Source organism: Nocardia suismassiliense, assembly GCF_900269665.1.
GTDB lineage: Bacteria > Actinomycetota > Actinomycetes > Mycobacteriales > Mycobacteriaceae > Nocardia > Nocardia suismassiliense.
In genome coordinates this window covers 1,302,978-1,322,938 of the sequence record NZ_LT985361.1, presented here as the reverse complement: position 1 = coordinate 1,322,938, position 19,961 = coordinate 1,302,978, and the positions used below count along the sequence as shown (strand labels likewise).

Genomic DNA, 19,961 nt, shown 5'->3' with positions numbered 1-19,961 from the left:
TGCGTCAGCCCTCCTGTGTCTCTGCCGGAGCGTCCACCACCGCGGTGGCGGCGCGCCCGGCCTCGGTGCTGGTCGCCGTGGTACCGGCGGATCCGGAGCGACGCGGGCGAGACGGACGCTCGCGGCGCGGACGATCACGATCGCCTGCCGGAGCGGCCGCGGCGGCGAGCTCACGCTTGCCACCGACGATGTCGCCCTTGTAGATCCAGACCTTCACGCCGATGCGACCGAAGGTGGTCTTGGCCTCGTAGAGGCCGTAGTCGATGTCGGCGCGCAGCGTGTGCAGCGGCACCCGACCCTCGCGGTAGAACTCCGAGCGCGACATTTCGGCGCCACCGAGGCGGCCCGAGCACTGCACGCGGATGCCCTTGACGTTCGGCGAACGCATGGCCGACTGGATGGCCTTACGCATCGCACGACGGAACGCCACGCGGTTGGACAGCTGCTCGGCCACGGCCTGAGCAACGAGCTGCGCATCCGATTCGGGGTTCTTGACCTCGAGGATGTTCAGCTGCACCTGCTTCTTGGTGAGCTTCTCCAGCTCGGCCCGGATGCGATCGGCCTCGGCGCCACGGCGGCCGATGACGATGCCCGGACGAGCGGTGTGGATGTCGACGCGAACCCGATCACGGGTGCGCTCGATCTCCACCTTGGAGATGCCCGCCCGCTCCATGCCGGTGGCGAGGAGCTTACGGATGGCGACATCTTCCTTGACGTAGTCCGCGTACTGCTTGTCCGCGTACCAACGCGACTTCCAGTCGGTGGTGATACCGAGGCGGAAGCCATGGGGATTGATTTTCTGTCCCATTTACTTTGCCCCTCCCTTCCGGCGGTTGCGAGTTGCTCCACCGGCGGTGGGGATGCTCTCGACCTCGATGGTGATGTGGCTGGTGCGCTTGCGGATGCGGAACGCACGACCCTGGGCGCGCGGCTGGAACCGCTTCATGGTCGCACCCTCGTCGACGTAGGCCGTCGAGATGACCAGGGTGGCCGGGTTCAGGCCGAGGTTGTTCTCGGCGTTCGCCGCGGCACTGGCCACGACCTTGGCAACTGGCTCGCTCGCGGCCTGGGGCGCGAACTTCAGGATCGCCAGGGCATCCTCGACTCGCTTGCCGCGGACGAGGTCCACGACGCGACGAGCCTTCATCGGGGTCACGCGAACGTGCTTGGCCGTCGCGCGTGCAGTCGGATTCTGAGTGTCAGTCGTCATCGCCGCTTGCTCTTCCGGTCGTCCTTGATGTGGCTCTTGAACGTCCTGGTCGGCGCGAACTCACCGAGCTTGTGCCCGACCATGTTGTCCGAGACGAACACCGGCACGTGCTTGCGACCGTCATGGACGGCGAAGGTGTGGCCGATGAAATCGGGGATGATGGTCGAACGACGCGACCAGGTCTTGATGACCTGCTTCGTGCCCTTTTCGTTCTGCACGTCCACCTTCGCGAGGAGGTGGTCGTCGACGAACGGGCCTTTCTTGAGGCTGCGTGGCATTTCTTACCTCCTCCTTCAGCGCTTGTTCTTGCCGGACTTGCGGCGGCGGACGATGAGCTTGTCGCTCGGGCGGTTGGGCTTGCGGGTACGGCCTTCCGGCTGTCCCCACGGCGAGACCGGGTGGCGACCACCGGAGGTCTTACCTTCACCACCACCGTGCGGGTGGTCGACCGGGTTCATCACGACACCACGGACGGTGGGGCGACGGCCCTTCCAGCGCATACGGCCGGCCTTGCCCCAGTTGATGTTCGACTGCTCGGCGTTGCCGACCTCGCCGACGGTGGCGCGGCAGCGCACGTCGACGCGGCGGATTTCACCGGAGGGCATACGCAGCGTGGCGTAGGAGCCTTCCTTACCGAGCAGCTGGATGCTGGATCCGGCCGAACGGGCCATCTTCGCGCCGCCGCCCGGACGCAGCTCCACCGCATGGATGGTGGTACCGGTCGGGATGTTGCGCAGCGGCAGGTTGTTACCCGGCTTGATGTCGGCCGTGGGGCCGGACTCGATCGGGGTGCCCTGCGCGATGCCCTTGGGCGCGATGATGTAGCGCTTCTCGCCGTCCACGAAGTGCAGCAGCGCGATGTTCGCGGTGCGGTTCGGGTCGTACTCGATGTGCGCGACCTTGGCCGGGATGCCGTCCTTGTCCAGTCGACGGAAGTCGATCAGACGGTAGGCCCGCTTGTGGCCGCCACCGCGGTGCCGGGTGGTGATGCGACCGTGCGCATTACGACCACCCTTGCTGTGCAGCGGACGGATCAGCGACTTCTCGGGGGTCGACCGAGTGATCTCAGCGAAGTCCGAAACGGACGACCCGCGGCGACCCGGGGTTGTCGGCTTGTACTTACGAATTGCCATGAGTTCTTCTCTTCTTTCTGGAGTCCCAGGCGCTTACGCGACCGGGCCTCCGAAGATCTCGATGGGCTTGCTGTCGGCCGAGATGGTCACGAGCGCGCGCTTGGTGTTCTTGCGCTTGCCGTAACCGAAGCGGGTCCGCTTGCGCTTGCCCTGACGGTTGGCGGTGTTGACGCTGGTAACCGTGACACCGAAGACCTTCTCGACGGCGATCTTGATCTGCGTCTTGTTGGAATCCGGGTGCACGATGAAGGTGTAGGTGCCTTCCTCGATGAGTCCGTAGGACTTCTCCGAGATGACCGGCGCCAGCAGGATGTCGCGGGGGTCGGCGATGGTGGTCACTTGCTCTCCTCCTGTGCCGCCTCGGCGGGGCCGTGCACGAAGGCGTTGAGAGCCTCCACGCTGAACACGACCTCGTCGCTTTCCAGCACGTCATAGGTGTTGAGCTGGTCCGGCGCGATCGGGTGCACGAACTCGAGGTTCTGCACGCTCTTCCAGGCCGCGATGTCCTCACGTCCGAGGACGAGGAGGAACTTCTTGCGGTCCGACAGCTCCGCGAGGAAGCTCTTGGCCGTCTTGGTCGACGGGTCCTGCCCGGCAACCAGTTCGGTGATCACGTGGATGCGCTCGTTACGCGCCCGGTCCGAAAGTGCTCCACGCAGTGCGGCGCGGATCATCTTCTTGGGGGTGCGCTGGCTGTAGTCGCGCGGCTGCGGGCCGTGCACGACGCCACCACCGGTGAACTGCGGCGCGCGGGTCGAGCCCTGACGGGCGCGGCCGGTGCCCTTCTGCCGGTACGGCTTCTTGCCACCACCGCGGACTTCACCGCGGGTCTTGGTGGAGTGCGTGCCCTGGCGGGCCGCGGCCAGCTGCGCGATGACCACCTGGTGCATCAGCGAGATGTTCGCGGTCGCGTCGAAGATCTCCGCGGGGAGATCGACGGTGCCATTGGTCTTGCCGCCCAGTTCCTTGACCGGCAGGGTCAGGTTGGCCTTCTTTTCGAGGCTGGTCATGCGTGCGCACCACCCTTCACTGCGCTCTTGACGATCACGACATTGCCGCGACGACCCGGGATCGCTCCCTTGATCAGCAGCAGGCCGTTTTCGGCGTCGACCTTGTGAACCGAGAGGTTCTGCGTGGTGACGCGGTCATTACCCATGCGGCCCGACATGCGCATGCCCTTGAACACGCGGCCGGGGGTGGCGCAGCCACCGATGGAGCCGGGGCGACGGTGCACAGCCTGCGCACCGTGCGAAGCGCCCTGACCGGCGAAGCCGTGACGCTTCATGGTGCCGGCGAAGCCCTTGCCCTTGCTGGTACCCGTCACGTCGACGTAGGTGCCCTCTTCGAAGACGTCGGCGTTGATCTCCTGGCCGACCTCGAAGGTGGACGCGTCGGCGACGCGGATCTCGGCAACGTGGCGACGCGGGGTGACACCGGCCTTGGCGAACTGGCCGGAGACCGGCTTGTTCACCTTGCGCGGGTCGATGGCGCCGAAGGCAACCTGCACGGCGCTGTAGCCGTCGCGTTCCACGGTGCGGATCTGGGTGATCACGTTCGGTCCGGCCTTGATGACGGTCACGGGAACGACGCGATTCTTCTCGTCGAACACCTGGGTCATCCCGAGCTTGGTGCCGAGGATGCCCGCCGCGGGCCTGTTCTTGTTGTCAGTCATATCTCCAGTCCCCGTCACTGAATGTTGACGTCGACGCTGGCCGGGAGGTCGATGCGCATGAGCGCGTCGACCGTCTTCGGCGTCGGGTCGAGGATGTCGATAAGCCGCTTGTGCGTACGCATCTCGAAGTGCTCGCGCGAGTCCTTGTACTTGTGCGGCGAACGGATGACGCAGTACACGTTCTTCTCGGTCGGCAACGGCACCGGCCCGACCACACGGGCCCCGGTGCGGGTCACCGTCTCAACGATCTTGCGCGCTGACGCGTCGATCGCCTCGTGGTCGTAGGCCTTGAGCCTGATGCGGATCTTCTGTCCCGCCACGCTAAGTGTCCTTTTCTCCGCTTATACCTTCGTGATCCGGAAGCTGGCTTCCGTACCACCCTCAATTTGCACAGCCCGAACACACGAAGACGTCTCACGTGAGACCGCGATCAAGCACGCATGCTCGATCCTCGCCGCTGTTCATCTGTCATGGTTCTCCGGTCCACGCGGTCGGGCGTGTCGCCCATCCGCTCATTCTTCGGCGCTGGATCGAACTTCATCTCAGGCCTGGAATCGTGTTCCCGGACGTACCCACACCGGACTAACCGGTGAGGTACACGATTGGTACTGCTCGCCTTCCCTAGCCATCCCGTCTCAACTCGGAAACAGGCACGGCCCGGTGCAAGGCAACCCGAACAGTATGCCCGACGCGCTCGGCTACTTCAAATCCGGCCCTCACGAACGGCTCCGCCCAGGTCATCGGCGTGCCGGCCCGGCAACAACGGCGGCGGCCGTGCCGATTCCGAGGAACCAGCACGGCCGCCGCCGCTCGCCTGTTCGGCCGATCCGGCCCCACCCGCCGGAGGCGGCTCAGGTCAGCGCAGCACCTGGACGATCACATACTTCGAGCCGTCGTAGGCCGCCGGATCGACCACGGCGATCGCGATCGAACCGCTGCGGCTATCGGCCGCTTCCGCGGTGACGCCCGAGAACTCGAGGTCGTCGCTGTACTGGATGCCGTCGATCAGCTCGCCGCCCTGATAGACGGACTCCTCATCGAGGTAGAACAGCCCGTCGGTGGTCAGCGGACCGTTCAGCACCCCCATGAGCGGACTGCGCTGCAACGCGACCGTCCCATTGTGATCGAGTTCGAGGCCGAGATAGATGCCGTCCTGCGGCGCGATGACCGGAGTAATGGCGGCCGCCTGGCCCGCCCCTGCGGATGTCGCGAGGACAGCGCCGCCCAGCGCGATACCCAGCGCGGCGGCGATTGTGCGAATACCCATGCTCGAGAACTCCCGGTTCCCCTCTACGCCAACAGAAATGGCGTCGGCCCCCAGTCCCGCCACCGATCGGCGCAACGGACAAACATAACAACTCGGACAGGCGACCAGACAGCCCCAGAGCCCGCTGCCATCGTGATTTGGGGCACACTCGACAGACCGAACTTACTCCGCAGTAAGATGACCGCATGACGAAAGCGACCGCGACCTACCGCAGCTGGCAGAAACTGCCGGACAATCGGCTCGGCCACACGCTGTTCTCGCTGGGCATGGTGGCGCGGGTGCCGTACTTCGGCACGGTGCTGCCGAGCGTGGTGCGACTCGAGCCGGGCCTGTGCGAGGTGACCTCGCCGAAGTGGTTCGGCATCCACAACCACCTCGGCACCTACCACGCCATCGCCGCCTGCAACCTGGCCGAGGTGGCCATGGGCATGCTGAGCGAGGCGACCGTGCCGGACACGCACCGCTGGATCCCGAAGGCGATGAACGTGCAGTACCTGGCCAAAGCCGAGACCAGCCTGCGGGCCGTCGCGAAGCTGCCGGAGGTCCCCGACTTCGCGACGATCACCGAGGGCCGGGACCTGATCATTCCGGTGTCGATCTACGACAAGCACGGCCTCGAGGTCGTGCACGCCGACATCACCACCTGGATCACGCCGAAGTAGTCGCACCTTTTCTCAGCAAGGCAGCGGGCGGTTGTCGTTGGCCAGTGCGCCGAGCACCGCCGCGGCCGCACGCGGATCCCCCAGCAGCCCACTGTGATTGGCGATATCGGCCGGGCACCCGTCCTGCAGCCAGATATTGCGGTTGTCACCGGTGGGCGCGGTGAGCAGCGCGGTCTCCTGCGGGGTGATGATCTCGTCGGCGCGGGAGGCGAGGGCCGTGTACCGGACACCGGGCACGGTCTCGCCTCCCGCGTTCAGCCGGTTCAGCAGCGGTGACCCAACCACCTGCTGCTGACCCGGAGTTCCGAAGACCTGGGCGGCGATCTGCGCGTTCTCCAGACCGAGCGAGGCCAGGTCGGGGTAGTTGTCGCGGAGTCCGGCCCAGGTCGAGCCCCGATACGGGGTACCGAGCGTGATCACCTGGGTCACCGCGGCCGGGCCGTGCGAGCGCAGGTACTGACGGATCACGTTGCCACCGGTGGAGTGACCGACCAGCGCCACCTGCTGCGCGCCGGTGGCTTTCTGCACGGCCTGCACGACGTCGCTCAACTCGGTCGCCATGCGATCGATGTCGGCGACGCCGTAGATGGTGCGGCCGAGCACCGCGGCGCCGACCGGGCCGATACCCACTGCGCTGGAACCGGCTTGGCCGCTGACCACATCACGCAGGCCGGGGGTGGGGCCGAGATTCGCGGCGAAGACACAGTGGCCCTCGGCCCGCAGCAGCGGGGCGAGCATCGCGAAACTGTTGGCCGCGTCGGTGCCCGAACCGTGTACGAGCACGACCGGCTGCGGGTGCACCACCAACGGGCGGCAGGCCCAGTCGTTGGCGCCGGCGAAGGCCGGGATCGGCGGGGCGGCCGCCGCGGCGGGCGCGTGCAGTACCGCCGCGCAGGCGGCAGCGAACATCAGGCCGGCGATCCGCACGGCCTGTTTGCGAATCCACATCTCAAATTCCCAACGGAGCAGACAGCGCGGGCCACGAGTTCTTCAACGCGTCTTCCCAATATCCCCAGGAATGGGTGCCGTCCGGGTGAATGTCATACGTTGCCGGAATACCGAGCGTATTCAAGCGGGTCTGCATATTGCGTGAGCAGTAATTGGTGGCCGCCTCGATGGCGCCGCCTTTGATGAGCTGAGCCGCGATACCGTCCACGCCGGGCAGCGAATACTTGCCGTTCAATTCATCGTATTTTCCGGGGATGCCGCCGCCGCTGGAAATGTAGATGGACTTGCCGCGCAGCCCCTCGGCCTGCACGTACGGGTCGTTGGCCGCCCAGCGCGGGTCGTTGGCCGCGCCGTACATGTTGGCCAGCTTCGCCCAGCCCCAGGTCTCCACGGTGAGCTTCATGAACTCCTGGCCGACCGGGTCGCTGATCTGCGCGCAGCCGCTGTAGGCGGCGACGCTGGAGTAGAGGTCGCCGGTGGTCGCGGCGAGCGCGAGCGTGGTGGTGCCCGCCATCGAGAGGCCCGCGATGGCATTGCGCCCGCTGGTCGCCAGATATTTATCGATGAGGGGCGGCAATTCGCGCGTCAGAAAGGTCTTCCACTTCTGCTTGCCCAGCCGCGGATCGTCGTTGATCCAATCCGCGTAGTAGCTGAACATGCCGCCGATCGGCGAGACCACGTGCACATTCTTGGCCGAAAGGAACTGCAGCGCATCGGTTTCCGTCTCCCAGGTGACGCCGTCCTCGCCGCCGCCCGCACCCTGCAGCAGGTAGAGCACCGGCCGGGGCACGCTGGTGTCGGCCGCCCGCTGGGTCTCCACCTGGATATCGCGATCCATGGCCGCCGAGCGAATTGTCAAGGTGAGCTTTCGCGCATCGTGCTCTTGCACCGCAACAATTGCGGACTCCGCGGGCGCACCGTGCGCCGATGCCGGCATAACCGCGAATACAGCCGCACCGGCTGTGACCGCGAGCACACCAAGCCTACGGAGGGTATTGCCACTCATGATTCCCCTTCTCCTGAACGCGGAAACCACCCGCGTCCGGCACCGAGACTACGGTGTGACACAGCACTTTTTCATCACTGAAGTTGCAGGGCCACCAATTCTGGGGGCACTGCGAAACACAATTCTCGGAGTGCGTGCTTTCACCGTGTTCGGTTTAATGCGAGACCCGATTTCCGGGGGCTCGATGTGCGCGGACAGTTGCGTCGGCCCGGCCGCAGCGGATTGAATGCCCTCATGGGTGTCAGCGCGGTCCGAGATGTCGACGTGTGTGTGGTCGGGCTCGGTCCGACCGGCCGGGCGCTGGCGCATCGCGCGCTGCGCGCCGGGCTCAGCGTGACCGCGATCGATCCGCGGCCCGATCGGCTGTGGCCGCCGACCTATTCCTGCTGGGTCGATGAACTGCCGGACTGGCTGCCTGCGAGCGCAATCGCCAGCACCATTCCGCAGCCCACCGTCTGGACCAAAACCGCGCTGCGCATCGATCGTCCCTACTGCGTGCTGTCGAAAACGGGCCTGCGCGAGGCGCTCCCGCTCGACGGCGCCACCGTGCTGGCGGGGCGCGCCACCCAGGTCGACGCGCACATCGTCACCCTCGCCGACGGGACGACGGTGCGCGCGGCGACCGTTTTCGACACCCGCGGCCTGCCCACCCTCGGCCGGCGCCGGGCCGCCAGCGCGCACGGCATCTTCGTCGCCGCCGAGACGGCCGCGCCGATGGTCGAGGAGGGCGAGGGGCTGCTGCTGGACTGGCGGCCGGAGAACGGCGCAGGCCCCGACGAGCCGCCGTCGTTCCTCTACTCGGTGCCGCTCGGCGACGGCACGGTGATCTTCGAGGAGACCAGCCTCGGCCTGCGCGGTGGCATGCCGCAGCACGAGCTGCGCAAACGGACCCTGAATCGGCTTGCCGCGCACGGCATTCGGCTCACCGGCACGGAACCGACGGAGGCCGCGCACTATCCGCTCGATCAGCGGCCGCCGAAAAAGGGCGTCGCCCAGGCGGTTCCGTTCGGATCCCGCGGCGGCATGATGCATCCCTGCACCGGCTACAGCGTCGCCGACTCGCTAGCGCTGGTGGACACCGCGATCAGCGCGCTACAGCAGGGTCGCGACCCGATCGCCGCACTGTGGCCACCCCGCGCCCGATTGGTGTACTGGATGCGGATGCGCGGCCTCTGGGGACTCGGCCGGCTGACCACCGAGCAGTCGATCGCCATGTTCGACGCGTTCTTCAACGCCTCGCCGCGCGGACAGCGCGCCCTGCTGTCCGCGCACGACGACTACACCGCCCTCGGCGCGGTCCTGTTCAACACCGTCTCGCACACCTGGCCGTTCCACTGGCGCTACGACCTGGTCGGCTGGACCCACCGCAATCGCTGGCTCGACTACGACTTCGATCAGGCGCCGGTCTCGGCCGCCCGTCGATAGCCGCGCACCGCGGGGTAGGCGAACACCACGATCAGGCCGAGCGTCCACAGCACGGTCTTCATCAGCGGCTCGGCGACCGGTCCGCCGTAGGACAGGCCGCGCATCGCGTCGATCGCACAGCTCATCGGCTGGTTCTGGATCGTCGACTGCAACCAGATCGGATAGGCGAACGCCGGTGCGAAGCCGGTGTTGAAGAACATCAGCAGCGTGTTGATGATGCCGATGATGTTCACCAGCATCACGCCCTCGGTAACGGTGGCCAGCGCGGTGACGAGCACGGCGAAGGCGATACCGAACAGCACCGGGATGCCGATCAGCGCGAGACCGGCGAGCGGGCCCTGGTTGAACCGGAAGCCGAGCAGCAGCCCGACGCCGACGACGAACAGGGTAGTGACCAATACCCGCACCGCTTCGGCCAGCAGGCGTCCGGTCAACCCCGCCGCCCGGTGGATCGGCATGGTCCAGAACCGGCCGAGCAGGCCGGACATCTTCTCGCCCTTGAAACCGAGCGCACTCACCACCGCGCCGGACATCGCCGCGACGAGAGTGAGCAACGCCATCTGCGCGTAGATGCTCGGCTGGCCGGTGTAGTTGGTGATCGACTTGCCGAGCACGATCTTGAACATCAGCAGCGTGAGCGCCGGGTAGACCAGCGTCTGGATCGTGGTCGCGGGATCACGCGCCCAGACCAGCAGCAGCCGCTTGCACTGGATCAGGCTGTGCGTGAACCAGTTGCGCAGCGAGTTCTCGGGTGTCGCCGCGACCTCGGGAAGCGGTGTCTTCCAGGAGATCTTGTCGGTCTCGTCGATGGGTGCCATGGTGGCCTCTACCGAACTCATGATCGCCTCACGCTTGCCCAGATCGACAGTGGGATGAATACGAGCGCGAGCCCGATCACCCAGGTCAGCGGTACCCACAACACCTGCCACGTGACACCGCCCGCGGCCATGTCACGCAGCGCGAAGGAGAACTGGGAGATCGGCTGATTGCGCACGAATCCCTGAATCCAGTCCGGGAAGCTGCGTTCCGGGACGAACCCGCAGGACAGCATGCCGAAGATCAACGTGGGCAGGGTCAGCGCCTGGCTCAGCGACTCCGGGCTCTTGGTCAAACTGCCGAGCGCGTCGGCGCCGAGCGCGAGCGTGGTGCCGACCGCCAACGAGAACACACAGAACAACACCGCCTGCCCGAAGCCCGCGACGAAGCGGAAGCCGATCAGGTGGCCGAATATGACGGCGGCGGTCAGCGAGGTGACCGAGCGAACCAGCCCGGCGGCGATCCGCGCGGACAATGGAACCAGCATGCCGATCGGCATGGTCTGCATTCGGGTACTCAGCCCGGTCAACGCCTCGAACGCCGCCAGCTGGGCGTTCGACATCATCGTGAAAGCCATGGTTTGCAGCACGATGATCGGCATGACGTACTGGGCGTAGTCGATGCCCTGGAACTTCATCACCAAGCGCAGCGGAAAGTAGAAGCCGAGCGTGAACACCAGCGGCGTCACCACCGCGACGATCAGCTCGCCCTTGGTGGCCATGGTCCAGACGATGCGCCCGGACAGCGCACGCCACTGCGCGAACGAGGACAGGCGAGCCTCGGGTAGGTCCGCGAACAGTGCGGCCGCGTCCGCGGCCCGATCAGGGGCAGTAGCCGTTGTCACGCCGTCCCACCCGCACGTCCGGTGATGGACAGGAACACGTCGTCGAGCGAGGGTCGGCGCAGTGCGATGTCGGCCAGGTCGATGCCCGCGCTGTCGAGGCGACGCAGCGCCTCGGTGAGCGTGGCCGCACCCTCGGGGGCCGGGATGGAGAGCCGGTCGCCGCCGTTGATGTCGGCGAGTACCGCGGCGGGCACCAGGTCGCCGAGGGCATCGGCGGTCAGGCGCAGCTGCGTCGGGTCCAGCGGGACCACCTCGCAGTAGCTGCCGCCGGTCTTCTCCTTGAGCTCGTCGGCGGTGCCCTCGGCGATCACCGTGCCCTTGTCGATGACGATGATGTTGTCGCTGAGCACGTCGGCTTCCTCGAGGTACTGCGTGGTCAGCAGGACCGTGATGCCTTGGGCCTTCAACGCGTTCACCAGATCCCACACGCCCTGGCGGCTGCGCGGGTCGAGGCCGGTGGTCGGTTCGTCGAGGAACACCACCTCCGGTCGCACCACCAGGCCGCACGCGATGTCGACCCGGCGGCGCATGCCACCCGAGTAGTGGCGCACCGCGCGGCGGCCCGCGCTCACCAGGTCGAACTCCTCGAGCAGGGTGTCGGCACGCTTGCGGGCGGCGCTCTTGGTCAGGCCCATCAGGCGACCGAAGAGCTCCAGGTTCTCCCGGCCGGAGAGGTTCTCGTCGAGGGCGGCGTACTGGCCGGTCATCATGATCGACCGGCGCACCCCCGCCGCGTCCTTGAGCACGTCGTGCCCGGCGACCACGGCGGTGCCGGAGTCCGGGCGCAGCAGCGTGGACAGGATCTTCACCATCGTCGTCTTGCCCGCACCGTTCGGGCCGAGGATGCCGAGGACGGAGGCGCGGTCGGCAACGAAGCTGACCCCCTGCAGTGCATGCACATCGCCGAACGACTTCCGGACGTCCGTCACCCGGACCGCTGGCTCACTGGCATGCAGATCTGCTTGGTTCAAGCTCGGCATCAACTCTCCACTATCGGCAATTGCGACGACTCGGGGGCCGCCGGAGCGCGCGCGTATACGTCCCGATGAATGATCCGTAGCGCTTGGCGTGATGTTACCGGCATGCAGGATTCACACCGGGTCGCCCGCGCGGTACCCAACAGGACCGCGGATTAATTGTGTCCTTACTCACACTCGCCGATATCCGTCCGGCGCGACGCAGATCGGCGCTGGTGGACCGTGTCAAGGGCAGCGTGGCGGCAGCGGACGAGCCTTGTCGGCCCGGCGCGGCGACCATAGTCTGCTAATCGGGGGAACACTCACTCGTCCGCGGCGGCCGCTCCACCGGTGGCCCGCACGCCGATTTCGACACTGCGAGAGGTGATCATGGCCGAGTCCGCGCAGCCACGAGTGGCGGCGCAGCCGGGAGGATCTGGCCGATCGAACGTGCTGACGTCCTACGACCCGCGCACCGGCGAGACCGTCGGCAACTACGCCGTCATGGGCGCCGGGGAAATCAATCGCACCGTGCGCGGTGCGCGGTCGGCCGAAAAGTGGTGGGCCGAACTGGGATTCAGCGGGCGCAAGCGCTGGCTGCTCGACTGGAAGCGCGACATCACCCGGCGCGCAGGCGAATTGGCCGAGATCCTGTCCGAGGAGACCGGAAAGCCCGAGGCGGACGCCGCGATCGAGGTGATGCTCGCGGTGGAGAACCTGGACTGGGCGGCCCGGAACGCGGCGCGCGCGCTCGGCAGGCAGAAGCTCGGCTCCACCTGGCTGACCCGCAATCAGCGCGCGTCGGTGGGTTACCTGCCGCTCGGCGTGATCGGGGTGCTCGGCCCGTGGAACAACCCGGTGTTCACGCCGATGGGGTCGATCGCCTACGCGATGGCCGCGGGCAACACCGTGGTGTTCAAGCCGCACGAGCTGACCACCGGCGTCGGCGTCTGGCTGGCCGACAGCTGGACCAGGCTGGCGCCCAATCAGCCGGTGCTGCAAGTGGTTACCGGCGACCAGGCGACCGGCGCCGCGCTGTGCCGGGCGAAGGTGGACAAGATCGCCTACGCCGGTTCGGAGTCCGGCGCGCGCGAGGTGATCGCGCTGTGTACCCAGACGATGACGCCGGTGGTCGTGGAGCGCAGCGGCAAGGGCAGCATGATCGTGCACGTCGACGCGAAGCTCGACGACGCCGCCGAGGCCGCGGTGTTCGGCGCGATGGCCAACGCCGGGCAGAACGCCACCGGCATCCAGCGGGCCTACGTCGCGGAGTCGGTCTACGACCGATTCCTGGAGCTCGTCGTCGCGCAGGCGGTCAAACTGCGGCCCGGCGCGGACAAGCGCGCGTCGTACGGTCCGATGATCCTGGAGTCGCAGGTCGAGGTGGTGCGCAAGCAGATTCGCGACGCGCTGGCCCGCGGCGGTCGCGCGGTGGTCGGCGGACTGGATTCGATCCGCGAGCCGTACATCGAACCCGTCGTGCTCGCCGAGGTGCCCGAGGAAAGCCTGGCGATCACCGGCGAGGGCATCGGGCCGGTGCTGGTGGTGAACAAGGTGACCAGCATGGCGGAGGCCGCCCAGCGCATCAACGCGGTGGGCAACGATGTCGCGGTCTCGGTGTTCACCAGGGACGTGCACGAGATCGAGACCTTCGCCGAGCACCTGCGCGTCGGCGTGGTCACCATCAACTCCTCCACCGCCTACGCGGGCATCCCCGCGCTGCCCTTCGGCGGCGTCGGCGAGTACGGGCAGGGGCACAGTCACGGCGATCAAGGGCTGCGGGAGTTCAGCCACACCTTGGCCATTGCCCGCAAGCGTTATCAGGCGCCGGTGAACCTGTCGACGTTCGACCGTCATCCACGCCATCTGCGTTTGGCCAGAACCATCTTCCGCATTCGGCACGGTCGCCGCGCCTGAATTGCCGCGCGCTGCTCGGCTTTCCGTACAGCGACTCGGTGTGCGGAAAGCCGGGTTATGCCTCGGAACCGAGCAGGACGGCTTGCATCAAGGCGGTCACCCGAGCCAATTGGGCTGGGCGGGAGTCGAACCGGAGCAGCCGCCCGACATCGATCACCTGGCCGATGGCGGCGTGCACCCGGAACCGCGCCTCGACGGGATCACCATCGAGCAGGTTGGCCCACTCCAGCACGTTCTGGCGTTGAATGGCGCGCAGTTTGTGCTGCTCGGCCTGCGGCAGATTGCTGAATTCGGCGTAGTAGACCGGCATGATCTCCGGCATCGCGAAGGTCAGGCGGGCCTGCCGCTCGGCGATCCGGCGCACCGCGTCCTCGCGGTTGGTGGCCTCGGCCAGCGCCTCGGTGATCGCGAGGGCGACCCGATCGCCGGTCCGATAGAACGCGGCGGCGAGCAGGTCGGACTTGCTGGCGAAGTAGCGGTACACGCTGGAGGCGTTGATGCCGACGGCCGCGCCGATCTCCTCGATGCTCGCCTCGTGATAGCCCTGCCTGCCGAAGATCCGGATCGCCTCGGTGAGCAGTTGTTCGCGCTTCGAGGACACCGGCAGGCCGCGCGTGACGGGTCCCGGATCCGGTTCCGGCGGGGCGGGCGGCAACTCGGCGCGCAGGATCGCCCACGACATGTCGTGCAACAACGGCAGCAGCCTGGCACCGGACAGCGCACTGCGGTGCGCGGAAATGCTGGCGATCGCGCTGAGCACCGCGGCCGCCAGCATCGCGACATCCGCGGGCGGCGACTCCGGGCGCAGCAGTGCAATGGGTTCGGCGAGCGTGCCGTTCAAGTCGTCGTAGATCTGCCGGATCCGGACTCGGTCTTCGCGTTCCAGGTAGCGCCGCTCCCAGCGGTACAGCCCGGCCTCGCGGCGGATCTCGATGGTGTGTTCGCTGATCGCGCGGATCAGTGCGTCCAGCCGCTGCGCGGGTTCCAGTTCCGTGTCGTCCGCGGCACGGGCCACGTTCAGCAGGTGCCGCGCACCCTCTTCGGCGGCCGCGACGAGCAACGCGTACTTGTTCGTGAAATGCCGGTACAGCGCGGGCCCGGAGATCCCCACTTCGGCGGCGATCTCGTCCACGCCGACCGGGTAGTACCCGCGATCGCTGAACGCGCGCGCGGCCGCCCGGATGATCTGCACCTTGCGGTCCTTGGGCCTGCGGCGCACCGGGCTCGCCGCGGTCCGGCCCGCACCGCCACCGGAATCGGCATCCGGCCGCGCGGAAGCGAGGCCGACCTCGCTGCGATCCGCGACCATGCACCTCTCCGTTCTCCGGCGGCGCCGCTGGTTGACAGCGCCCGACAATGGAACCTAAGTTAACCACAATTCGCAAAGTTAACCAGTATTCATGGCAGAGTAGCTGCTGAGTTGCAGCGTAGGAGCAGACATGAGTAATTCCGATTCTGCGGCGACAGTCGCGTCCTCCGCGCCGGCAACGGGCTTTTCGGCGGTGCACGACGGCAAGGTGCTGCGGGTGACGATCACCAACCCGAAGCGCAAGAACGCCGTCGACTACGACACCATGGTCGCCCTCGGGGACACCTTCGTCGCGGCTGCCACGGACCGCTCGGTGCGGGTGATCGTGCTGACCGGCGAGGGCGGCGATTTCTGCACCGGCGCCGACCTCTCGGCCACCGCGCGCGAGGCCCAGCGCGGCATCACCCCCGACATGACCATGGACGCCGCGAACCGTCTGGTGAAGGCCATCGTCGACGCACCGGTCCCGGTGATCGCCCGCGTCAAGGGCTCGGCGGCGGGCGTCGGCGTCGCCATCGCGCTGGCCGCCGATCTGGTCTACGCCAGCGAGGACGCCTATCTCCTGCTCGCCTTCATCAATATCGGCCTGATGCCCGACGGCGGCGCGGCCGCCATGATCGCCGCCGCCGCGGGCCGACCCCTCGCCGCGGAGATGGCGCTGCTCGGCGAACGCCTGCCCGCCACCGCCGCGAAGCAGGCCGGCCTGTTCACCGCGGTGGTCCCCGACGCCGAACTCGACGCGAAGGTCGAAGCCGCCGCCGCCAAGCTCGCCGCAGGCCCCCGCCGCGCCCTCGAACTCACCAAGAAGGCCCTCAACCAAGCGACGCTGACCGCCCTCGACACCGCCCTAGCAGCCGAAAAGTCCGGCCAGACCGAACTATTGACCTCCCCCGACTTCATCGAGGGCGCCACCGCCATGCTCACCAAGCGCAAAGCGGTCTTCGCCGACTGACCCACCCCCACTTCGCACTCCGTTCCGAGCACCGGACGCCGCCGAACGCCGGATCCCCTCCAGAACAACTCATTTCGCAAGCACATGGGTAACTCCCCGGGCACAGGCCAACCCCACTCACCACCCAACCGCCGGTCGCCAACGCGACATCCAACGCGCACGAGTCCGGCCTGAAGTCCCGGAGAGGCGGACAGAGCTAGGCTCATGCCTCATGGGCTACCTGGTTACCGGGGCAACTGGGTTCATCGGTCGGTTCCTCATCCCCGAGCTGCTGAAACGCGAGGGTGTCATCCACGTGCTGGTACGGCCGGGCGCCGAGTCCGCCGACCGGTTCGCCTGCTGTGCCCGCGAGTGGCATGGTGCGGATCGGGTGCTACCGGTGCCCGGCGACCTCGGTGCGCCCGGGCTGGGTATCGACCCGGCGTGGCTGGCCGAGCATCGCGGCGCGATCGATCATGTCTTCCATCTGGCGTCCAGCTACGACCTGGCGGAGCGAGCCGACGGTACCCGGCACGTGGTCGATGTCGCCGAAAGTTTGAAAGCCGGTCTGCTCCATCATGTCTCGACGGTGGAGGTGGCCGGCTCGGCCGAGGGCCTGTTCACCGAGGACATGTTCGACGTGGGCCAGGTGCTGGCCACGCCGACGCAGCGGGCCAAGTTCGAGGCCGAGCGGATCGTGCGCGCGGCCACGCTGCCCTGGCGGATCTACCGGCCCTCGATCGTGATCGGCCATTCCCGGACCGGTGAGATCGACCGGATCGACGGCCCCTACTACTTTTTCCGGCTGCTGCGCATGGGCGCCCAGTTGCCGCGCATTCTGCCGGTGCTGGTGCCCAAGCTCGGCGAAACCAACATGGTCCCGGTCGATTTCGTAGCGCGGGCGCTGGATCATATTGCGCACCAACCAGGCTCGGACGCGACGACCTACCATCTGGTCGATCCGCGTAGACAGAGCGTGGCCGAGGCGTTGAACCTGTTCGCCGACGAGGCAGGTGCGCCGCACCTGGTCGAGGTGATGCCCAAGCGCGCGCTCGACATGGTGTTGCAGGTGCCGGGCGCGAGCTGGGTGCTGCCCCGGGTCGGCGTTCCGCAAGATGTGCTGGAGCACAGCGAGTTCAGCTGCTGGTTCGACTGCCGCAATACCTCCGCCGCCCTCGCGGGCACCGATATCAAGGTGCCGCCGCTGGCCGGTTACGCGCCGCTGATCTGGAAGTACTGGATCGAGAACTGGGTCTGACGATCGACGCCGAATGCCCCGGCGGCCGTGCGGCTTTCAGGCGCCGGTGAGGGTCAGATAGATCAGCGCGACGTTGAGTGCCGAGATGATGGCCGCGATCAGCCAGGCTAGTCCAGTGGTGACGCGATGGTTGACGTCGTTGCCCATCAGGACTCGATCGCTGGTGAATCGCACCAGCGGAATCAGCGCGAACGGGATGCCGAAGGACAGCACCACCTGGGAGATGATCAGTGCCCGAGTGGGATCGATGCCGACGGCCAGGATCACCAGGGCGGGGATCAGGGTGACCAGGCGGCGCACCATCAGCGGAATCTGCTTGCGCAGCAGGCCCTGCATGATCATCGCGCCCGCGTAGGCGCCGACCGAGGTCGAGGCCAGGCCGGAGGCGAGCAGGCCGATGGCCAGCAGCAGCGCCGCGACCGGTCCGAGCGCGTCGCCGACGGCGGTGTGCGCGTCCTGCAGCGTCTCGATTTCCCGGTCGCGCAACGTATTCGCCGCCATCAGCAGCATGGCCAGGTTCACCGTGCCTGCCAGCACCATGGCCAGTGCGACGTCCACCTTGGTGATCTTGAGCAGCCGCACCCGCAGCGGGCCGGGCGCCGGGTGTCCGTGCCGGTCCCTGGCCAGGCCGGAATGCAGATACACCGCGTGCGGCATCACCGTCGCGCCGATCATGGCCGCGGCGAGCAGCACGCTCTCGGCGCCCTGGAACCTGGGCACCAGTCCGCCGAGGGTGCCGCCGACCGAGGGCGGTGAGATGAACACACTGGCCAGGAAGCCGATGGCGATGACGGCGAGCAGCCCGGTGATCACCCGCTCGAACGGCCGCTGCCCGCGCCGGTCCTGCACCAGCAGCAGGCCCATCGACACCACGCCGGTGATCACACCGCCGACCAGCAGCGGCAGCTGGAACAACAGGTTGAGTGCGATCGCGCCGCCGACCACCTCGGCCAGGTCGGTGGCCATGGCGACGGTCTCGGCCTGCCCCCAGTAACCGAGCCGGGTCCACTTGCCCGACCGTTCCCGCACCGCCTCCGGCAACGACATACCGGTCACCAATCCCAGCTTGGCGGAGAGGAATTGGACGAGTCCGGCCATCACGTTGGCCATCACGATGACCCATACGAGCAGATACCCGAACTGCGCGCCCGCACTGATATTCGAGGCCACATTGCCGGGGTCCACATAGGCGATCGCCGCCACGAAGGCCGGCCCCAGCAGGAGGCTGGCCGCACGGGCCCGCTGGGACACAGACTTAGCGGACTCGACCATCGTTGCACTCACGGAACAGAATTTTACGGGTTCCCGAACTTTTTGGTTAGAGCTACCCCTGAAAGCCGACCGCCTGGTCATACCCGAAGGTATAACCAGGCGGTCAGTCCGTATTCAGTTGGTGAAGCTGAAGCCTCAGATGCCCAGGCCGCGGGCCAGCACCGGCCACGACAGCTGGAACTCGTCGCGCCAGTAGCCCCACGAGTGGGTGCCGCTGTTGCGGAAGTTGTAGGTCGCCGGGATGCCCAGCGAGTCCAGCTTCCCCTTGAGGTTGTTCGTGCAGTAGTTGGTGCCGGCCTCGATCACGCCGCCGATGATGATCTGGTTCGCCAGACCGTAGGCGCCGGGCAGCGCGTACTTGCCGTCGAGGGTGTCGTACTGGCCGGGCAGGCCGTTGCCGGTGGAGATGTAGAGGTCCAGTCCGCGCAGACCTTCGGCGTGCACGTACGGATCGTTGGCCACCCACTCCGCCGAACCCTGCGGGCCCCACATGTTGTCGGTATTGCCGCCACCCCAGGTCTCGACGGTCAGCTTGACGAACTCCGAGCCGACCGGGTCGCTGGTCTGCGCGCAACCGCTGTAGGCCGCGGCCGCCTTGTACAGGCCCGGCTTGGCGATCGGCAGCGCGAGCACGGTGGTGCCCGAGGTGGACAGGCCGGAGATCGCGTTCACGCCGTTGGTGCCCAGCGCGCCGTCGATCAGCGGCGGCAGCTCCTCGGTGAAGAAGGTCTTCCACTTGTTGCGCCCGAGCGCCGGGTCGTCCTTGATCCAGTCGGTGTAGTAGCTCCACTTGCCACCGATCGGCTGCACCACGTTCACGTTCTTGTCCGAAAGGAACTGCAGCGCATCGGTCTTCGCCTGCCAGGAGGCGTCGTCCTGGCCGCCACCCGCGCCGTTGAGCAGGTAGAGGGTCGGGCGCGGCACCGAGGCGTCGGCCGGGCGCTGGACGTCGATGATGACCTTCTGGTCCATCGCCGCCGAGTACACGTACAGCCGGATGTTGCGCGCATCCTTGTACTCGGCCTTGGTGATACGTGATCCGTCCGGGGCGGTCGGGTTGGCGAGCAGACTCTTACCCTCGATGATCGGGTCGGCTGCCGACGCGGTGGTCACGCCGAGACCGGTCATCACTCCCGCAAGGACCGCCGTGGCCGCGATCGCCGCGGCGGCACGTAGGCCGCTGCGCCGGGTCTGTCGACGTATCAATTTCGCACCTTCGCTTCGTCTCGAGATTCCATCTGCATTCCCCACACGCCTGCGGTGGATGCCCTGGACACACCACGGCAGACCATACGGCTTATGTAGTCGCGGCAAAAGAGGTGATCGTTACCGCAG

General features: G+C 67.2%; 22 protein-coding genes. 5 read left to right on the top strand and 17 right to left on the bottom strand.

Annotated elements, in window-relative coordinates:
- Window positions 1-4: 4 nt before the first annotated feature.
- The 9 genes from rpsC to DBO33_RS05895 form a co-directional block, all read right to left on the bottom strand.
- Window positions 5-808 (bottom strand): 30S ribosomal protein S3, encoded by an 804-nt coding sequence (rpsC, locus tag DBO33_RS05935; protein WP_107654116.1) that lies wholly within the window; start codon window positions 806-808, stop codon window positions 5-7.
- On the bottom strand, window positions 809-1,210 hold the full coding sequence (rplV, locus tag DBO33_RS05930; protein ID WP_107654115.1) for a 50S ribosomal protein L22: 402 nt from the start codon (window positions 1,208-1,210) through the stop codon (window positions 809-811).
- Window positions 1,207-1,488 carry a 30S ribosomal protein S19 gene (gene rpsS / locus DBO33_RS05925; protein WP_107654114.1) on the bottom strand — a complete coding sequence of 94 codons (282 nt, stop codon included), beginning with the start codon at window positions 1,486-1,488 and terminating at the stop codon, window positions 1,207-1,209. The genes rplV and rpsS overlap by 4 nt, the downstream gene beginning before the upstream one ends.
- A 15-nt stretch (window positions 1,489-1,503) precedes the next feature.
- Window positions 1,504-2,343 (bottom strand): 50S ribosomal protein L2, encoded by an 840-nt coding sequence (gene rplB, locus DBO33_RS05920; RefSeq protein WP_107654113.1) that lies wholly within the window; start codon window positions 2,341-2,343, stop codon window positions 1,504-1,506.
- A 33-nt stretch (window positions 2,344-2,376) separates the two neighbouring features.
- Window positions 2,377-2,682 carry a 50S ribosomal protein L23 gene (gene rplW, locus DBO33_RS05915; protein ID WP_040731336.1) on the bottom strand — a complete coding sequence of 102 codons (306 nt, stop codon included), beginning with the start codon at window positions 2,680-2,682 and terminating at the stop codon, window positions 2,377-2,379.
- Window positions 2,679-3,353 carry a 50S ribosomal protein L4 gene (gene rplD, locus DBO33_RS05910; protein ID WP_107654112.1) on the bottom strand — a complete coding sequence of 225 codons (675 nt, stop codon included), beginning with the start codon at window positions 3,351-3,353 and terminating at the stop codon, window positions 2,679-2,681. The genes rplW and rplD overlap by 4 nt, the downstream gene beginning before the upstream one ends.
- The gene (gene rplC, locus DBO33_RS05905; protein ID WP_040731331.1) at window positions 3,350-4,015 is read right to left on the bottom strand and encodes a 50S ribosomal protein L3; all 666 of its coding nucleotides are present in this window, start codon (window positions 4,013-4,015) and stop codon (window positions 3,350-3,352) included. The genes rplD and rplC overlap by 4 nt, the downstream gene beginning before the upstream one ends.
- A 14-nt stretch (window positions 4,016-4,029) precedes the next feature.
- Complete coding sequence (gene rpsJ / locus DBO33_RS05900) at window positions 4,030-4,335, bottom strand: 30S ribosomal protein S10 (RefSeq protein WP_003938093.1); 306 nt, start codon at window positions 4,333-4,335, stop codon at window positions 4,030-4,032.
- Window positions 4,336-4,871: 536 nt separating this feature from the next.
- The gene (locus DBO33_RS05895; RefSeq protein ID WP_107654111.1) at window positions 4,872-5,282 is read right to left on the bottom strand and encodes a hypothetical protein; all 411 of its coding nucleotides are present in this window, start codon (window positions 5,280-5,282) and stop codon (window positions 4,872-4,874) included.
- A 185-nt stretch (window positions 5,283-5,467) separates the two neighbouring features.
- Here DBO33_RS05895 and DBO33_RS05890 point away from each other — a divergent pair, with 185 nt between their 5' ends.
- Window positions 5,468-5,944 carry a hotdog fold domain-containing protein gene (locus tag DBO33_RS05890; protein WP_107654110.1) on the top strand — a complete coding sequence of 159 codons (477 nt, stop codon included), beginning with the start codon at window positions 5,468-5,470 and terminating at the stop codon, window positions 5,942-5,944.
- Window positions 5,945-5,956: 12 nt separating this feature from the next.
- Here the strand turns inward: DBO33_RS05890 and DBO33_RS05885 are convergent, their stop codons facing one another.
- Together DBO33_RS05885 and DBO33_RS05880 are read right to left on the bottom strand one after the other, a co-directional pair.
- A complete protein-coding gene (locus tag DBO33_RS05885) occupies window positions 5,957-6,892 on the bottom strand; it encodes an esterase/lipase family protein (RefSeq protein WP_107654109.1) in 936 nt (311 codons plus the stop codon).
- Between the two features lies 1 nt (window position 6,893).
- The gene (locus DBO33_RS05880) at window positions 6,894-7,829 is read right to left on the bottom strand and encodes an alpha/beta hydrolase (RefSeq protein ID WP_234390707.1); all 936 of its coding nucleotides are present in this window, start codon (window positions 7,827-7,829) and stop codon (window positions 6,894-6,896) included.
- Between the two features lie 303 nt (window positions 7,830-8,132).
- Here DBO33_RS05880 and DBO33_RS05875 point away from each other — a divergent pair, with 303 nt between their 5' ends.
- A complete protein-coding gene (locus DBO33_RS05875) occupies window positions 8,133-9,323 on the top strand; it encodes a lycopene cyclase family protein (protein WP_107654107.1) in 1,191 nt (396 codons plus the stop codon).
- Here DBO33_RS05875 and DBO33_RS05870 read toward each other — a convergent pair.
- From DBO33_RS05870 to DBO33_RS05860, 3 genes are read right to left on the bottom strand one after another with little or no spacing between them, the layout of a single operon-like run.
- Entirely contained in the window at window positions 9,293-10,162 is an 870-nt protein-coding gene (locus DBO33_RS05870; protein WP_199856540.1) for an ABC transporter permease, read from the bottom strand. The two genes, DBO33_RS05875 and DBO33_RS05870, sit on opposite strands and share 31 nt — an antisense overlap.
- Entirely contained in the window at window positions 10,159-10,983 is an 825-nt protein-coding gene (locus DBO33_RS05865) for an ABC transporter permease (protein ID WP_199856539.1), read from the bottom strand. The genes DBO33_RS05870 and DBO33_RS05865 overlap by 4 nt, the downstream gene beginning before the upstream one ends.
- Window positions 10,980-11,963: an ATP-binding cassette domain-containing protein gene (locus tag DBO33_RS05860; protein ID WP_107654106.1), complete on the bottom strand. Its 984-nt coding sequence runs from the start codon at window positions 11,961-11,963 to the stop codon at window positions 10,980-10,982. Before DBO33_RS05860 ends, DBO33_RS05865 begins: the two co-directional genes overlap by 4 nt.
- Window positions 11,964-12,329: 366 nt before the next feature.
- Between DBO33_RS05860 and DBO33_RS05855 the strand changes: the two genes are divergently transcribed.
- Window positions 12,330-13,856 (top strand): aldehyde dehydrogenase family protein, encoded by a 1,527-nt coding sequence (locus DBO33_RS05855; RefSeq protein ID WP_107660018.1) that lies wholly within the window; start codon window positions 12,330-12,332, stop codon window positions 13,854-13,856.
- A 55-nt stretch (window positions 13,857-13,911) separates the two neighbouring features.
- Here DBO33_RS05855 and DBO33_RS05850 read toward each other — a convergent pair whose 3' ends face one another.
- Window positions 13,912-15,165: a TetR/AcrR family transcriptional regulator gene (locus tag DBO33_RS05850; protein ID WP_107654105.1), complete on the bottom strand. Its 1,254-nt coding sequence runs from the start codon at window positions 15,163-15,165 to the stop codon at window positions 13,912-13,914.
- 130 nt (window positions 15,166-15,295) lie between these two features.
- Here DBO33_RS05850 and DBO33_RS05845 point away from each other — a divergent pair, with 130 nt between their 5' ends.
- Both DBO33_RS05845 and DBO33_RS05840 read left to right on the top strand, forming a co-directional pair.
- Entirely contained in the window at window positions 15,296-16,117 is an 822-nt protein-coding gene (locus tag DBO33_RS05845; RefSeq protein ID WP_107654104.1) for an enoyl-CoA hydratase-related protein, read from the top strand.
- A 211-nt stretch (window positions 16,118-16,328) separates the two neighbouring features.
- Complete coding sequence (locus DBO33_RS05840; protein WP_107654103.1) at window positions 16,329-17,354, top strand: SDR family oxidoreductase; 1,026 nt, start codon at window positions 16,329-16,331, stop codon at window positions 17,352-17,354.
- A gap of 36 nt (window positions 17,355-17,390) precedes the next feature.
- Here DBO33_RS05840 and DBO33_RS05835 read toward each other — a convergent pair whose 3' ends face one another.
- Both DBO33_RS05835 and DBO33_RS05830 read right to left on the bottom strand, forming a co-directional pair.
- Window positions 17,391-18,626 (bottom strand): Nramp family divalent metal transporter, encoded by a 1,236-nt coding sequence (locus DBO33_RS05835; protein ID WP_107654102.1) that lies wholly within the window; start codon window positions 18,624-18,626, stop codon window positions 17,391-17,393.
- Between the two features lie 135 nt (window positions 18,627-18,761).
- Window positions 18,762-19,754, bottom strand: coding sequence for an alpha/beta hydrolase (locus DBO33_RS05830; protein WP_107654101.1), 993 nt, complete (start codon window positions 19,752-19,754; stop codon window positions 18,762-18,764).
- Window positions 19,755-19,961 lie beyond the last annotated feature (207 nt).